Below are 17079 nucleotides of genomic sequence, written 5' to 3'. Positions count from 1 at the left end.
CGTGATGGGTAGCTGATAGAATCACATGGAGGAATGACAACATGTCACTAGCAGACAGTTTCAAGCTGAAGGGAATGCTGAATGGAACGCATATGGAGCTGTCATCCTTTTTACATAGAGCAGTAGCATTGACGAAGCTGGTTCAGTCTGCTCATAAAAGAAACACAATCATTGGCAATTTAAGTCTGGCTTGTGTTCGCTTTCAATCGGATTTGTTGCAGGCGGTTCTTACAGAAAATCGTAAAATGGATTATGCCTATTTATCTCCTGAGCAACTGGGCAGGATCAATCGAGCGCCGGATGAGCGCAGTGATCTGTATGCCCTCGGAATTATTTTCTATGAAATGCTTGCAGGGCAGCTACCGTTTCAGGCACAGAGTGCTGAAGAATGGATTCATGTACATATGGCCGTATTGCCAAAGCCTATACGCGAACAACGTCCTGAATTGGATGGACCACTGGATGAGATGTTACTGAAGCTGTTATCAAAATCGCCCGAAGAACGTTATCAGAGCGCCTACGGGTTATTAGCTGACTTGCAGCGCTGCGTTTTGTCTTTGAATGAAGCGGGTGAGCTTCACCCTTTTGAGATTGCTTCTTCGGATAAGGCTAGTCGGTTTCGACTGCCCCGCATGCTTTTTGGACGTGAACAGGAAGTGGGAGCTCTACAAGATGCTTTTGAGTTGGCTTGTGTTGGGGCTTCGGCATTTGTATTGGTCACAGGCCATGCGGGCAGTGGGAAAACAGCATTAATTAGTGAACTTAAAATGCCGATCAGAAGAGAAGGCGGTCAGTTTATTACTGGCAAATGCGACCTGATGAATCGGGAGATACCCTTCTCACCGATTCTGCAGGCGCTTCGCCGACTGCTTCGGCAGGTATGGAGCGAATCACCGGAAAGAATTGCCCAACTAAGGCTTCAAATGGTAGAAGCTTTGGGGAGCGGGGCGGGTGTGATCACAGAGTTTCTACCAGAGGCAGCCAAGCTTCTCGGTGCTTCACCTTCAGTCGAGCCTCTACCTCCGGCTGAAGCCGCCGTTCGTTTTCGCCGCCTACTGCCTATTTTCATCAAGATTTTTGCGGGTAGGGAGCATCCGCTTGTATTGTTTCTGGATGATCTGCAATGGGCTGACCCAGATACACTAGATGTCCTGCAAGTGTTAGCCAATGATGGTGCGCTGCATGGTTTATTAGTGATAGCTGCATTCCGGTTGGAAACGACGCAGGGACGAATGGACAATGAGGATGAAGATGACGCTGCAGCATTATGGGTGCAACAGATGTTATCTCGTCAGTTGGCAGATAGGGCACTGCGGGTGCAGCATATTAAGCTTACATCTCTGTCCTATGTTGATGTAAGGCGGTTTCTATCACATATCCTTAACGAGAATACGGCTCGCGTCCGGCAGCTGGCTGAATCACTATACCACCGGACCGGGGGGAATCCGCTATATCTGCATCAGTTTCTGGATAGCCTATACCGTGAGCATAAGCTGCTTTTTGATGAGGAGCAAGCCATGTGGACATGGGATATGGCTGCAGTTACAGAACAGCCTGAAGATCCCGACATTCTTCATTTCATTGAGCGGCGAATTCGGATGCTTCCGGAGAGAACCATAAGTTTACTGGGGATTGCAGCTGCTCTTGGCAGCCATTTCCATCTAGCAACGGTTGCTCTTGTGAGCGGGTACTCCTTCCTGGATACATTGGATTTCTTGCAGGGCGCCGAGGATGAAGGCTTAATAAGCCGTGAGGATGGCTTTGTGGAGGGAGAGACGGAGGATATTGAATATGCTTTTTTGCATGATCGGGTGCAGCAGGCTGCGTATCAGACCGTTTCTGAAGCAGAACATGCCAGCTTACATCTAGCGATTGGGCGTATGATGCATCAGAGTGGGAGCGAGAACGAGCAGGTATATTCCATCTTTGACAAGGTATATCACTTGAACTTGGGCTCCAAGATAATGACAGATCCGGCGATGAGAATAGAGCTGGCTGAATTTAATCTACAAGCAGGTCTGAAATCGAAAGCAACGACAGCTTATGCAGCAGCACTATACTTTCTGGAAACAGGACTGTATCTAATTGGGGAGAATGATGCGGTACCTGGCTCACTTGCCTATCAATTGATGCTGGAACTGCCTGAATGTGAGTATATGTGTGGATATACAGAACGTGCGTCAATATTACTTGAGCGGTTGATGGCCCGGACAACTGACCTGGTCGAGCGTTCCCGGATCTATCTTATTCGGATTTCGATGTACACCTTTTTAGCAAAAGATGAACTGGCGGTGAACGTCGGACGGCAAGCACTTGCAGAATTTGGCTGGAAGCTGCCAGTAAAGTATTCTAAGGCAGGGATCTTGAAGGAAGTAGCCATGACGCAAACAGCTTTGTACAGAATGCGTCAAGAGCTTCCGTATTTACCCTTAAATAACGACCCCCATTACAAAGCCTTGTCGGATCTGGTCATGGCGATAGCGACCTCGGTATTTACGTTAAGCCTGGAATTATCTGCTATATTGTTCTCGAGGTTCGTTCGTTTCGGTCTGAAGCATGGGAATAACGAAGCATTTGCGTATATTCTGGCAAGTTATGGCTTGGTGATTCTTAGAAATAAAATCTCCTTCACTCGATTAGGGCTTCATTATATTGATACGGCTTTTCTACTCGCATCCTCTTTTGAAAGCACGGATTTATACTGCCGACTGTACTACATCCGAGGCCTTTCTAGACTGCAGCAGAATCCAAAAGAAGGATTAGAGCATTTTGAGCAATCTATACACTATGGGATGGAATCCGCCAATTTGACGTTTGTTAGTATTGCGATGCTAACGTGTACAACCACTCATACTGGGAATTTATATGCGTTGTCTGCACGGATTGCAGAGTATGAAGCTAGGTCCCAGAAGCTTGTAGACGAGGTGACGCTGAACATATTTCGCATTGCGAGACGGTATGTGGCCCAATTACAGGGCGAGGTTCCTGACAACGATGAAGTTGTTATTCCACTGCTGAGCAATCGTTCCAAGGGGACGCTGAACAACGAGATTTATTATAACTGTACCTGCCAAATCGAAATTGCTTATCTAGCTGGACGGTATCGTGAAGCTCTTGAATGGACAGAGCAAGGGGAATTTAATACGTTTAGACAGACACGGATGCAAGTTCGTAAACAACATGTCTACCAGTCACTATCCCTTGCTGCCCTGTATGCAGAGGCACCGCAAGAAGAACGTAAAAGTATTCGCAAGAGACTTGGTAAGCAACTGCGTTCTATGCAGCAATGGTCTGGTTATTTTGGACAGGGGTCTTCGGCTTATTTGCTCATTATGGCTGAATTAGAGCGAATCGATGGACAATGGGCAGGAGCGGCAAAAGGCTATGAGCTTGCTATTAATTCCGCACGAACAGAAGGGTATGGCATGATGGAGGCTATGGCCTACGAGTTGGCTTCAAGGTTTTACAAGGAAGCCGGAAGTGTTGGCGGAGCAGAGATATTAATGGCAGATGCTTGTAATGCTTATGCGCAATGGGGGGCTACCGTCAAAGTAGAGCAGCTTAAGAAGGATTATCCGGGGCTGCCTTTATCCACTTCAGAGCTGAAAGAAGAACGAAAAGTTGCTGAGGGAGCACTCGAAGCGAAGCCGACCCAAGTCCATCCCGACAGAGTAGCTTTTGTGGATGATGGAAAAGTATTCTTAGGACGAATTTCCGAGTGGGCAGGTTCAGCAGACGATCAGGATATGTTCACTCCCTTCCTGACATCAGCGCTTCGTTATTCGGGGGCAGTTCATGGGTATGTGCTGAATGGTCAGGAAGAAGTATTTCACATTGAAGCTCAAAGTGGGAGTAACGAGGTTCTGCCAGGAGAGCTAGGGTTTGCGGAATCGATTGTTAGATATGTCATTATGACTGGCGAGCCGATCTTACTTGCCAATGCTTCACACAGCTCTTATGCCGCTGATCCGTCTATTCAACGCAATCTGTCGAAATCGATTCTGTGCATGCCGGTGCTTTTTCCGGGAAGTGTGCTGCCCTCTGTGCTTTATTTGGAGAATAACCTTATAGTAGGAGCGTTTACCAAGGAAGGTCTGGAAGTGTTGAATTTCATGATTACCCGTATGGTATACCAGAAATCGCTTCAGGAATCCCGCATAGGAATGATTTCTGATGAACTGACAGCCACTACTGAAACTTCCAAGCTGCTCGTCGATCCGCTCACTCTGCGTGAAACCGAGATCTTATACTCCCTGTCCGATGGGTTATCCAACAAGGAAATAGCTGATCGATTTGGGATTACAGAGGGAACCGTTAAGAGTCATGTATTCCGACTGTACGGGAAGCTAGGGGTCAAGCGCCGTTCACAAGCGATCTCCCGTGCGCGCGAGCTGCAATTAGTGGAATAGCAATTTGCGGATGATAGTTGTTCAAAAGCCAACAATTCGGTCGTTATAGACCTGCTTGTTGGCTTTTTTAATGTAAGGATGATATGTTCCACACTATAATTTCAACTTTATCTCGAATTATATATCTTTTTAGATACAAATTTGATTAATATAAACTATACTATACAAAATTAAACAATTAATTGGGGGAGTAAATATGTCCAAAGGATTAAGACAGCAGCTATCCTGGTTTATGGTTGTGGTGCTGCTCTTGGGAACGCTATCCGTACAGTTCTCTGCTAAAGCGTATGCCAGCCCGACATCAAGTGGTATTCATGAATTACCTACAAGCGGGAAATTCAAACTGTCTGGCGAGGGGGAATTTTATGGTCCTGCAGGAGCGGCAGTAGACTCCTATGGTAATATTTATGTGATAGATCGTAATAATAACCGCATTCAAAAGTTCGATTCGAATGGGGTTTACCTCATGCAGTGGGGTGAGGAGGGAACTGGCAAGGGGCAGTTCTACTATCCAGAAAGCATTACGATAGATGATAGCGGAAACGTGTATGTGATGGAAATGCAGCATAGCCGCATCCAAAAGTTTGATCAGAATGGTGTCTACCTGTCAGAGTGGGGGAGCGCGGGCAGTGGTGATGGTGAGTTCAACTATCCTCAAGGAATCACCGTAGACTCTAGCGGCAACGTATATGTGTTGGATACATATAATTACCGCGTTCAGAAGTTTGATACCAGTGGTGCGTACCTCACACAGTGGGGAAGCGCTGGTAGCGGTAACGGTGAGTTTTCACTTTCATATGGAATTACTGCAGATGATAACGGTAATGTATATGTGGCGGATAGTAATAATAACCGCATTCAAAAATTTGATTCAAATGGTGCCTACCTGATGCAGTGGGGAAACTATGGCGGTGGTGAGGGTGAATTCAACATCTCTGGTAGAATCACCGTAGATTCTAGCGGTAATGTGTATGTATTTGATAGTGATCATCGCGTTCAGAAATTTGACTCAAATGGTGTGTTCTTAACACAATGGGGGAGTGAGGGCAGTGGCGAGAGTGAGTTCTCCTATTCTTTCGGAATCACTGTAGATGATAATGGTAATGTGTATGTGGTGGATAGTGATAATAGCCGCATCCAAAAGTTCGACTCGAACGGTAACTACCTCACCCAATGGGGCAGTTATTCAAGCACATCTTACTTTTCCAATGTAAACGTAGCTCTTAGCAATGGGGACATCTATGTTACAGATACTAATCACAACCGGATCTTAAAATTTGATGCCAATGGGAATCTCATCATGAAGTGGGGGAGATACGGCAGTGGTGATGGCGAGTTCGACAATCCTTATGGAATTGCTGTAGATGATGCTGGTAATGTGTATGTAGCAGATGGTAGTAATAATCGCATTCAAAAATTCAACTCGAACGGTGAGTATCTCGCACAGTGGGGGAGGTACGGCAGCGGTGACGGCGAGTTCAATTATCCTTTTGGAATTACTATAGATGATAGTGGTAATTTGTATGTGGCAGAGAGTAATAACAATCGCATCCAAAAATTCAACTTAAAGGGTGATTACCTGACCAAGTGGGGGAGTCAGGGCAGCGGTAATGGTCAGTTCTACACTCCTTTACACATTACCATAGATCATAGTGGGATTGTGTACGTATTGGATCACGACAATAACCGCGTTCAGAAATTTGACTCGAATGGTAACTACTTGTTGCAGTGGGGCAGTTATGGCAACGATAAGGGTCAGTTCCGTTTTCCAAGGGGAATCGCCGTAGATGAGGGCGGGAACGTCTATGTGGTGGATGGCGTTAATAACCGCATTCAAAAGTTTGATGCAGAGGGTACGTATCTGTCAGAGTGGAATAACGATAATAGTGGAGATACAGAGTTCGTTGGTGCAATTACATTCGATTCGAGTGGGAAGCTCTATATGCAGGATGCCTCCAATGTTCGTATATTCTCGCCGAATGATAATACGCATGTCACGGATCTTACGCTCTCGGCGGGTACACTTAGCCCTTCGGTTACAGCGGACAACACAGTTCCTTACACGGCAACGGTCGCTGCTGACATGGCTGACCTAACGATTACCACCAAACTTGCTGATCCTCTGGCGACCGTAGAGGTAACGGCTGCCAATGGTGCGGCTGCAGGCTCCGTATTAGGAAACGTGACTACGCACACAGTTCCTCTACAAACGGGCGTCAATGTCATTACGGTTAAAGTCACCGCGATGGATGGAACAACAACGAAGGCCTATAGGCTCCATGTCACAAGACTGAGCAATAATGCATTACTATCCAACTTGGCTGTGAGTCAGGGGGCGTTATCTCCAACGTTCTTGTCAGGTAAGGTTAATTATACGGTGGCTGTGGCTAACGCTGTATCCGATGTAGAGTTGTCCTTCAGTAAGGGAGACCCGACACAAACGATCTCAGTGACCGGTGCTGTATATAGTACGGTAACGAATGATGTCTATACCTATAACGCCAGCCTGAATGTAGGCGTGAATCCCGTACAGGTAACCGTGCTGGCAGAGGATGGAACCAGCAATAGGTATACGGTGAATGTGACCCGGGCCGCTGCACCCGTCCTAAGCGGCAATGCGGACCTCGGCGAATTGACTTTATCCAGCGGAACGCTAAGTCCTGATTTTTCCGCGGAGACTACAGGTTACACATCCACTGTAGCGAATGGGGTATCCAGCTTAGCGGTAACGGCGAGTGTATATGACAGTAATGCGGCATTGAAGGTGAATGGGATTTCGGTGACCAGCAGTCAGGCAAGCGGCGCAATTCCTTTAAGTGTGGGCAGCAACTCCATTTCTGTTGCAGTGACAGCGCAGGATGGTACTGTTAAGACTTATACAGTGATGGTAACACGGGCAGCGGCTGAGCAGCCGACAGCAACTCCGCCCCCAACCCTCATAACAACAACAGATGGCAAGCTGACCCTTCCCGTAGGTATAGCCGGAAAGGTGAGTCTGAACGATGAGATCACTCTTTCGATTCCTTCCAATGCCACCAACCAAGTCCTGCGCGTAACGATTGCGAAAGTGTTGGATACGTTAGACCTGCTCACGAACCAGCAGGTATTGGTCAGTCCGGTGTTTGAACTTCTGAAGAACTTTACCGAGAACTTCATCAATCCGGTCATCTTAACTTTTACGTTCGATCCGGTCAAAGTGAACAGCAGTCAACGAGCAGCAGTGTTCTACTATGACGAATTGCAGAAAATTTGGGTGGAGGTTGCCGGGGGTACAGTGAACGGTAATCACATCACGGTGAGTGTCGATCATTTCAACAAATATTATGCGGTATTCGCCGTAGATCTAGCAGCGCCAACTACCGTAGAAACACAGTTCAGTGATATCGCGGGACACTGGGCGGAAGCCAGTATCAAGCAAGCCGTAGCTGACGGCATCGTCAAGGGTTACCTGGACGGAACGTTCAAGCCGGGAAACAGTGTGACCCGTGCGGAATTTGCGGTGATGCTGATGAATACCTTGCAGTCAGAGGAAGTCGGAGCAGATTTGGGATTCACAGATCGCGCGAAGATTGGCACTTGGGCTAAGCAGGCAGTGGCGCAAGCTATAGGAGCGGGGATCATCCATGGCTATGAGGACGGTACCTTCCGTCCGAATGCCCCGATCACACGTGCGGAGATGGCTTCGATGATTGCCAGTGCGCTGAAGCTTACGCTTGAGACCAATGCGGTAACAAATTTTGCTGATGACTTGAACATCCCGACATGGGCGAAGGGTGCGGTAGCCGCAGTGAAGAAACTGGGCCTAATCGAAGGCAAAGGCCTGAATCAATTCGATCCAGCCGGTAACACGACCAGAGCCGAAGCGATAACCGTATTGCTGAAGATGCTGGCGCAGCAGAGTAAGTAAATCAACATTTTACGATAGTTAATTCACTTCAAAAGGGTTTATCCTGCCGGCAGTCGGAAAAACTGTTAAGGGATAGACCCTTTTTCTGTCATAACAAAGGCTGGAATAAGAAAATGTCTCCAATTTATCACTTGTTTTGCCGAAAAGATTGAAATGATGGAGAACAGTACTGTAAAATTGACTTATCGGTTCTAAGGCTCGTCTTAAGGTGTTGAATGAATTGATCGGTTGTTTACAATAGATTGAACAAAGAAAGGGATTGTGTCATTTGAGTAACGAAGAAATAGTAAATGAATTGCCAGAAAATTATGAAGAATTAAAAAGAGAGGCGAACCGCTCCGGAGATTGGAGAGCGCGTCTCGCTGCTGTTGAAGAGCTAGGTCAAACTAAGCACTCCAAGATCATTGATATCCTGACACGTTTAATGACCAGCGATCCTGTCTATACCGTACAAGAAGCTGCTTACTTGAAACTCAAGGCTTTTGGCGAGGATGTGAAAGCACCTTCCAAGAACAAACCGGAATTGGTGAAGGGCGTATCCAAGATTCTTATTAGAATCAAGAAGAGTCTGCCCCAGGATCATTCGTTTGAAGAGTTCAAAGAGAAGCTGAAGAAGATGCGAGTGGATATTTACGATGCTTACGAGGGTGAAAAAGGCCCTGAATTTGACAGCTGGTTGTCAAAAATGTGGACTGCTGAGAAGAAGTAATCAGGTTGACAAAAGAATCCAATACCTGTAGTTTAATAACTAACTAAATAAGATACCCACTAGGGGAGCCTGAATTGGCTGAGACGGGAAAATTAAATTCCTGGACCCTTGAACCTGATCTGGATCATACCAGCGTAGGAAAGTGGAGTCGGACTTTTTCAAGTATAGCCTTCTTGGCTGTTCATAGATAAAGCCGCTCCATTGTGGAGCGGCTTTTTTGCTGCGCTCTTGTTTACAACCACCACCAAGTTTTGTACGAAGCGAAAACAGTGAAGTGTATGCTTTACAAAACTTAGCCTATGCTTTCGAAGTAGTTTTGTACGAAGCGAAAACAGTGAAGTGTATGCTTTACAAAACTTTTAGGAGGAATCAAGATGCCGAGTTCAGAGAAGAAGGGGAATGTGAATCTGTCTGCTTTTCCAGCAAGTCGTAAAGTATATGTAGAGGGTTCGCGGACGGATATAAGGGTCCCCATGCGGGAGATCACTTTAAGCAATACCTCGGGGACCGCTTTAGAAGAAGTGAATGCACCTCTGCGTGTTTATGATACGAGTGGTGCCTATACCGACACCGAAGCGTACACGGATATTCGCCAGGGATTATTGCCCCACCGTTCATGCTGGATTGCCGCGCGCGGAGATTCGGAAGCCTATGAAGGTAGAGGGATTAAAGCGGAGGATAATGGGAAGACCTGGGGTAAAACCCCTGTAGAAGTATTTCCACGGTTGGAGCGGCTTCCGTTAAGAGCCCGGAAAGGCCACAATGTCAGCCAGTTGCATTATGCACGCCAAGGCGTCATTACTGCGGAGATGGAATATATTGCGATTCGCGAAAATGTCACTCCTGAGTTTGTGCGAGTAGAAGTGGCCAGTGGCCGCGCTATTATCCCAGCGAATATCAACCATCCGGAAAGCGAGCCGATGATTATTGGCCGGAACTTTCTGGTGAAGATCAATGCGAACATCGGAAACTCTGCTGTCTCTTCGTCGATTGAAGAGGAGGTAGAGAAGATGAGATGGGCCACGCGCTGGGGCGCGGATAATATTATGGATCTGTCGACTGGCAACCATATTCATACGACACGGGAATGGATTGTGCGCAATTCTCCAGTGCCAATCGGTACGGTGCCGATCTATCAGGCACTGGAAAAAGTGGACGGGAAAGCCGAAAACCTGACGTGGGAGGTTTATCGCGACACGTTGATCGAGCAGGCGGAGCAGGGTGTGGACTATTTTACCATTCATGCTGGTGTCTTGCTGCGCTATATTCCTCTGACTGCGGGTCGGATGACGGGCATCGTCTCCCGGGGTGGCTCCATTATGGCAGCATGGTGCCTCGCACATCATCAGGAGAACTTTCTTTATACGCATTTCGAGGATATTTGCGAGATTATGAAGACTTACGATGTGGCATTCTCCTTGGGTGACGGACTGCGCCCGGGTTCCATTGCCGATGCCAACGATGAAGCTCAGTTTGCTGAACTGGAGACTCTTGGGGAACTAACAACACTTGCCTGGAAGCATGATGTTCAGGTAATGGTAGAAGGCCCGGGCCATGTGCCGATGCATCTAATCAAGGAGAACATGGATAAGCAGCTGGAGCTGTGCCATGAAGCGCCTTTTTACACCTTGGGTCCTCTGACTACGGATATTGCCCCTGGCTACGATCACATAACCTCGGCCATTGGAGCGGCGATGATCGGTTGGTTCGGTACGGCTATGCTTTGTTACGTGACCCCGAAGGAGCACCTTGGCTTGCCAAACAAAGAGGATGTGCGCGAAGGTGTCATTACCTACAAAATTGCTGCGCATGCCGCTGATTTGGCCAAAGGCCACAAAGGTGCCCAGGATCGGGATAACGCCCTCTCTAAGGCGCGGTTCGAATTCCGCTGGCGCGATCAATTCCATTTGGCGCTAGATCCGGAACGGGCGCTCGAATATCACGATGAGACCCTTCCGGCTGAAGGGGCCAAGACGGCGCACTTCTGTTCGATGTGCGGTCCGAAGTTCTGCAGCATGCGCATCTCGCAGGAGATCCGGGACACGGCACGGCGGCAGGATGAGGTGGGGCAGGATTTGGAAGTGACGCAGGCTCAAGAGCATGGGGAGAAACTGGGGCGGTCGGCTATCGCTGCTGGGATGCGGGAGAAGGCGGCGGAGTTTAAGGAGGGTGGCGGGAGGATTTATAAATAAAACCGGAATTTTATGGCTCTATCTCCAAATCAGAAACTGAGCCAATGGACCTCATAGGAAGAGCTAATGTGGTTTGTTGACCCATAAAAAGGGTGAAATTCGTGAACCGGACTCAGAAGCTCCTATTTGCTCGAAATCAGGCGATTGGCGAGTTTGACGGACTCCAGAGACACTATTGACCAAATTTCTTCCCGGAAGAACCGTTTTTTGCTTCAATAACGTCTCCTGAGTCCGCTTCATGCTCTCAATATCCCCTCAAAGTGAAATAGCAGCTATACAGTCCGCCAAGGTTGAACTTCAACTATTCAGGCTTTGTATTTCGCCTCATTGTTCGTTCGCTCGAATTAGCCAACCGTTAATTTGGTTTTGAGCCATCAAAATAGAGGGGATTCTGGCGATGAGCTTCGTCTGGCGATTAAGAGAAGAGCTGCCTGCGGGGATGGTGGGGACGGCAAATAAGTGCATAGTGTGAATGTAGTCACTGATATAAATTAAATTAAAGAGCAGAGCGATAAGGTGAAGACCTTATTACTCTGCTCTTAATTTGTTGCTGTCTTGCAATATATTGTCATACTCTATAGCGACAAGAGTGAAAAAGTCAGAAGGCCTGATTCTGAGGCCAAGACAAAGCTCGAAGATCTTGCTCACCGAAGGCTCATTTCTGCCAACCTCGATCATCGAGATGTAGGAGCGATCTACATTGCATTCATAGGCCAAGTCTTCTTGAGTTAAACCTTGTCTGATGCGTAGAGCCTTAACTGTCTTTCCGATAATCTGTTTGATGATAATTGGCTGCTGGCTCAACGGAAAATCTCCTTTTAGGACCATTATCAATCTGTTATACTAACCACTACAGATAAAGTACTCAACAAATAGAGAAATATATACATTTTTCAAAGAGGAATATAACAGCATGGAGGCTGATAACGTGTCTAATATCAATAATCAGCACGAAATCGAAAGCCTGAAATCCCATAATCTCTGTCAAACCTACATGGACTTTATCCCGCTATTGCTTGATGAGGGTAATATCGTTCCTTGCCTGATCCTTAGTGACAGAGCTTTAACCTGCATGATCCGCGCACTAGCCCTTCAAGAACATAACTCGTTGTTTCCTCCGCAAGTTTTGACGTTGGAAGAATTGATTCTGCTGCTGAGTACCGAGGGCACATCTGAATTAGATCTTGCGTTGTTCGTCTCTTCTATTCATTTTTTTGTACAGTATACTGACTTCTCCCTATTTCGCTATATGAAAATCACACAGCTTTGCCATCTGATTCACAAAGTAGATGATCTACTTTGCCAGCTATCCCTAAGGATGTATATTTCGCGGGAAGAACTCTATCATTCCATATTTTAAAATTTACAGCTGTATTCCCCAACTAGTACTTAAGCTAAAATGACCCATAAAAAAAGCAGCTGCCGATACCCGGCAGCTGCTTTCGATTCCCTTACTCTGCTTCGCTAATCATTGCTTGTTCAAGACTTATACAGTATAGACCCATTGGTACTGACGGTAAAGAGTGGTATGATCGGCATAGAGCCTAAATATTAGAAATACAAAGGATGAAAACATGCTAACTCATAGTTTAACAAGTAAATTTCAGGAATATCTATTGCTGTCTGCCAACTTACGCCCCAATTATATTGCGAGTCTAGGTGCAGTTGACGACGGAAGCACACGGCTTAGCGAAATTTTGCCTGAAGCGCCAGAGCTCCTAACCGCTATTTATAGTACGGTTTCTGGAACAGGCAGTGATGAAGAAGAACCGAGTTTGATTGAGTTCATACCGGGGTACCGCTTGATCCATATCGATGAATATGAGCAGGAAATGAAGATACTAACAGGAATTTTGGAAGAGAAGGGTTATAGTGCCGGAGGGATTATTCTACCGATCCTAACGAATTATGGCAGTGATTTTATATGTTATTATCGTTCAGCGGACGGTGTAGAGCAGATATGTGATTTGCTGCATGATTATGGTGACCTGGTTGTTATGTATCATTCGCCGGAGAAATTTCTGGAGACACTGTGTGAATTCTATAAGCAGGACGTTTATTTTCTCGATGAAGAGGGGTATCTGGATTGTGATTTAGTGCTGGAGGGCGAAGTGGGAACGGCCCTGAACCCGGATGCGAAATATTGGGCGGAATGAAACCATCCGATTGAAAATAAGGGAGGAACCATTCCTATAATACGAAAAGAAGAGCAGCTCCATTTGGGGCTGCTCTTTACGTTTATCTTTTAAATTACGGCATTACTCAGCCGTTTATTCCTGCGCAGCTCTGTCTTCCTGCTCGCGCAGCTCTATTCTGCGAATTTTGCCCGAGGTTGTTTTCGGGAGATCGCTGATAAACTCGATTTTGCGCGGGTATTTATAAGGCGCTGTCCACTCTTTGACATGTGCTTGCAGCTCTTTCACAAGTTCGGGAGATCCGGCTATTTCATCTTTAAGCACGATAAATGCTTTAACGACATGGCCGCGGATTTCATCCGGGCTGGCTACAACTGCGCATTCTTTCACGGAAGCATGTTTCATAAGCGCTTCTTCTACTTCGAAGGGGCCAATGGTGTAGCCTGAGCTGATGATGATATCATCGCCGCGGCCTTCGAACCAGAAATAGCCATCCTCATCCTTGCGTGCCCGGTCGCCGGTTACGAAGAATTCTCCATGTGAGCCGTTTTCTTTGCGCCCAGGGTCTTTGTAATAGGCATGGAACAAGGCTGGCATGCTCAAATGTACAGCAATATCTCCAACCACGCCCGGAGCGACCGGAATGCCATCTTCGTCTACGACTTCTACAAGTCCTGGAGCAATGGATTTACCCATGGAGCCGACCCGGATAGGAGTGTCCTTAAGTGTTCCGATGATCAGTGTACTTTCTGTCTGCCCGTAGCCATCCCGAATGGTGATATCGAAATTGCGTTGGAAGGTATCGATAACTTCCTGATTCAAAGGTTCTCCAGCGGAAACGGCGCAGCGTAGTTTAGACAAGTCGTGCTGATGTAATCCTTCGGTCTTGGCCATTAGACGGTACTCCGTAGGAGTGCAGCATAAGACCTGAACGGAATGATCCTGCAACAGCTGCAGAAACCGATCCGGATGGAAGGCACCTGTATAGACGAATCCGGTGGCTCCATTTCCAAGTACGGTTAAGAAGGGGCTCCAGATCCACTTTTGCCAGCCAGGTGCAGCGGTCGCCCAGACGATATCCGTTTCACGGATATCCAGCCAAAGGGAAGAAACGATCCGCAGGTGAGCATATGCCCAACCGTGACTATGCACGACGGCCTTTGGATTACCGGTTGTTCCTGAGGTATAAGCCAGAATTGCGATATCATCGCGGTGGGTGTTTACTGCAGTCCGATGATCCGGCTGTCCAATCATAAGGTCCTCCAGGTCAAGCCAACCAGTACTTGCAGAACCATCTTCAGAAACGGCAATGCGGAAATCCAAAGAGGGCAGGTCGTCGCTGATTTTATCTACTTCATTAACAACCTTAGACCAGGCAATGACCGCCCGTGCTTCGGAATGTCGGAGACGATAGGATAAATCCTTGGCACGAAGCATCTCTGAGGAAGGAATAACAGCCAGTCCAAGCTTCAGACAAGCTAGATAGATGGCATATGCAGTAATTCTGCGTGGAACCATGACCAGAACCTTGTCACCTTGCTGAAGTCCAAGATTGTGGAGTCCTCCGGCCAGCCGGTTAGCCTGCTGCAGCAGTTCGCCGTAGCTGATCTCCTCGCAATGATCCTGTTCGTTCACAAATTTAAGTGCAACCTTACCGGAAGGATGATGTTCCATTTCCGAAGTGAGATTGTAGTATTCAGGTGCGATCCAATGCTGATTATCCAAAATGAACCTCTCCTATATGATCAAGATGAGTGTAGCTGTTTATCTTACTTAGCTTAGTATAGTATAGCACGTTCTCCTAGTACCAGATGCTAAGTAGACCCCTTCACTTTCGAGAATGTTCTGTGACTATTTTGGTATAATGCATAGAACAGAGGATAAGCAACGGCAGGAAGCTTAGAATATGCCTCGCCACTAGCGTTGTATGCAGCAATTCAGGAGGGGAATTATGGAATTTGTATTTGTGTATGGCACCTTGCGTCAGGGAGAGCGATACCACACCTTATTGGGTGACAGCCGATTGTTATATGCGCTAGCGCAGGTAAAGGGAACACTCCAGGATACGGGTCTTGGTTATCCGGTTTTGCTGGAGCATGACGGCCGAGTGGCCGGTGAGCTGTATGAAGTGACGGAAGAGATTCTGGGAAAGCTGGATGAACTGGAGGGTTATAATGGGCCTGGCTGTGCCAGTAATGAATATGAGCGGGTCCTTACGAAAGTGGTGACTGACCAGGGAACGGTTAGGGCTTGGGTCTATGTGTACAGGCTCTCACAGCAATATCTACCCATCCCCGAGGGGGATTGGAAGCTTTACCGATTGAAGCAGGAAGAAGAATTGTTTTATTTTGCTTATGGCAGCTGTATGGACCTGGAAAGAATTGAGTTAGCAGGAGCCGGCAAATGGTTCGACAACGTTGAGGGCTGCGCCGTATTGGAGGGTTTCAATGTAGAGTTTACTCTGCAGGCTGCGGACGGTGGGCGTGCTGATCTTGTTGAAGGTGAGGGCAGGACCGAAGGCAAGCTTTATCGAATTGTGCCGGAATGTCTGGATAGCTATCTGTTCGAAAGAGAAGGTGTTGAAGATGGGGTATACCGCCCCGCTGTCATATATATTCTAGGCGAGGATGGGATTCACAGAGAAGCCGTAACCTTTGTGGTGGTAAACAAAGAAAGCGAACTGGCACCACCCGAGCATTATATGAGGGAAATTTTGCGTGGAGCAGAGCCGGTCGTCTCACCCGAATATTATGCTGTTCTGGAAAAAAGATTCGTAGAGTCATTTGGTTACGCACAGCATGTACCAGCTCCGCAGCGTAGTTTTTAATTGTTTCTTAAATGCTCAATACATATAATTAGACCTAACTATTTACTCTATTATAAAAGGCGGCTGATCTCTCATGGACAAGCTTCAAAAGTTGCAGGACGTGCTTGACTTGATTCAAAATACTTACCCTGAGGACGCTGCGCTGGTACTAGCTAATAGAGAGCGTGTTATCGCCTATCTGCCTGGTCAGGTCATTGATTTGAAAGTTCCAGTGGGTGCACCGATTGAGAAATTTAAAGGAACGGTGTCCTATAATGCGTTAGAGACAGGACAAGTTCAGCGTGAGGAACGTGGCAGTGAAGCTTTTGGTGTTTCTTACCTATCTTCGGCTGTGCCTATTATTGAGAATCATGAGGTTATTGGAGTTATTGCTGCGATGGTATCCACGCAACGCAATGATGCGCTTCAGGATGGTGCCCAGGAGTTGTCTTCACTTGTAGAGGAGATGACAGCCACCTCACAGGAAGTTGCCGAGTCCACCCTAGGGATAACCGAACGCTTGAATGAGCTTGTCAGTCATTCCAATTCCATGGTCCATGATATTGAGAGCAGCTTTGAGATCCTATCTTCGGTGAAGCGGATAGCCGATCAATCACACTTGCTGGGTCTAAACGCCGCCATTGAGGCTGCCAGAGCAGGCGAACAAGGCAGGGGCTTTGGTGTTGTAGCTACAGAGATTCGTAAATTAGCCAACGACAGCCATGATTTAGTGCAGAATATTCACTCCCAGCTGGCTGGTATGAAGCAGGCGATTGTGCAGATGGATCAATCCATCCAGCAGATCATGGGTTTTTCTCAGCATCAAGGGCAGTCCATGCAGGATTTAAGCCGTGCTTTCGAGCATATAGCAAATACGGCAAACAACTTGTCCAATCTTAAATAAGGTATTCAAGAAAGTGA

11 protein-coding genes and 1 riboswitch are annotated in these 17079 nt (G+C 47.1%); of the genes, 8 read left to right on the top strand and 3 right to left on the bottom strand.

Going from position 1 to position 17079, the window contains the following annotated elements; genetic code table 11:
* Positions 1 to 41 precede the first annotated feature (41 nt).
* The 4 genes from H1230_RS28465 (at position 42) to thiC (ending at position 11217) form a co-directional block, all read left to right on the top strand.
* Positions 42 to 4409, top strand: coding sequence for an AAA family ATPase (locus H1230_RS28465; RefSeq protein WP_239713137.1), 4368 nt, complete (start codon positions 42 to 44; stop codon positions 4407 to 4409).
* Positions 4410 to 4605: 196 nt separating this feature from the next.
* Entirely contained in the window at positions 4606 to 8316 is a 3711-nt protein-coding gene (locus tag H1230_RS28460) for a 6-bladed beta-propeller (RefSeq protein ID WP_239713136.1), read from the top strand.
* 268 nt (positions 8317 to 8584) lie between these two features.
* Positions 8585 to 9025 carry a HEAT repeat domain-containing protein gene (locus tag H1230_RS28455; RefSeq protein ID WP_154121776.1) on the top strand — a complete coding sequence of 147 codons (441 nt, stop codon included), beginning with the start codon at positions 8585 to 8587 and terminating at the stop codon, positions 9023 to 9025.
* 51 nt (positions 9026 to 9076) lie between these two features.
* Positions 9077 to 9183: riboswitch (TPP riboswitch) on the top strand.
* A 216-nt stretch (positions 9184 to 9399) separates the two neighbouring features.
* Complete coding sequence (gene thiC, locus H1230_RS28450; RefSeq protein ID WP_239713135.1) at positions 9400 to 11217, top strand: phosphomethylpyrimidine synthase ThiC; 1818 nt, start codon at positions 9400 to 9402, stop codon at positions 11215 to 11217.
* Positions 11218 to 11280: 63 nt separating this feature from the next.
* Here thiC and H1230_RS28445 read toward each other — a convergent pair whose 3' ends face one another.
* Both H1230_RS28445 and H1230_RS28440 read right to left on the bottom strand, forming a co-directional pair.
* Entirely contained in the window at positions 11281 to 11457 is a 177-nt protein-coding gene (locus H1230_RS28445; RefSeq protein ID WP_239713134.1) for a hypothetical protein, read from the bottom strand.
* A gap of 288 nt (positions 11458 to 11745) precedes the next feature.
* Positions 11746 to 12021 carry a helix-turn-helix domain-containing protein gene (locus tag H1230_RS28440; protein ID WP_239713133.1) on the bottom strand — a complete coding sequence of 92 codons (276 nt, stop codon included), beginning with the start codon at positions 12019 to 12021 and terminating at the stop codon, positions 11746 to 11748.
* 124 nt (positions 12022 to 12145) lie between these two features.
* On the opposite strand from H1230_RS28440, the gene H1230_RS28435 reads away from it, so the two are divergent.
* Together H1230_RS28435 and H1230_RS28430 are read left to right on the top strand one after the other, a co-directional pair.
* Entirely contained in the window at positions 12146 to 12577 is a 432-nt protein-coding gene (locus H1230_RS28435) for a hypothetical protein (protein ID WP_239713132.1), read from the top strand.
* Between the two features lie 214 nt (positions 12578 to 12791).
* Complete coding sequence (locus H1230_RS28430) at positions 12792 to 13373, top strand: hypothetical protein (RefSeq protein ID WP_239713131.1); 582 nt, start codon at positions 12792 to 12794, stop codon at positions 13371 to 13373.
* A 114-nt stretch (positions 13374 to 13487) separates the two neighbouring features.
* Here the strand turns inward: H1230_RS28430 and H1230_RS28425 are convergent, their stop codons facing one another.
* Entirely contained in the window at positions 13488 to 15080 is a 1593-nt protein-coding gene (locus H1230_RS28425) for an acetate--CoA ligase (protein ID WP_239717617.1), read from the bottom strand.
* A gap of 223 nt (positions 15081 to 15303) precedes the next feature.
* Between H1230_RS28425 and H1230_RS28420 the strand changes: the two genes are divergently transcribed.
* Together H1230_RS28420 and H1230_RS31470 are read left to right on the top strand one after the other, a co-directional pair.
* On the top strand, positions 15304 to 16179 hold the full coding sequence (locus H1230_RS28420; protein WP_239713130.1) for a gamma-glutamylcyclotransferase family protein: 876 nt from the start codon (positions 15304 to 15306) through the stop codon (positions 16177 to 16179).
* A 73-nt stretch (positions 16180 to 16252) separates the two neighbouring features.
* Positions 16253 to 17062, top strand: a complete 810-nt coding sequence (locus tag H1230_RS31470) for a methyl-accepting chemotaxis protein (RefSeq protein ID WP_275591012.1) — start codon at positions 16253 to 16255, stop codon at positions 17060 to 17062.
* Positions 17063 to 17079 lie beyond the last annotated feature (17 nt).

Origin of the sequence: Paenibacillus sp. 19GGS1-52 (assembly GCF_022369515.1) — a bacterium.
Taxonomy (GTDB): Bacteria; Bacillota; Bacilli; order Paenibacillales; family Paenibacillaceae; genus Paenibacillus_AQ.
The sequence above is the reverse complement of the archived record's forward strand: the minus strand, read 5'-3'. Positions and strand labels throughout refer to the sequence as shown.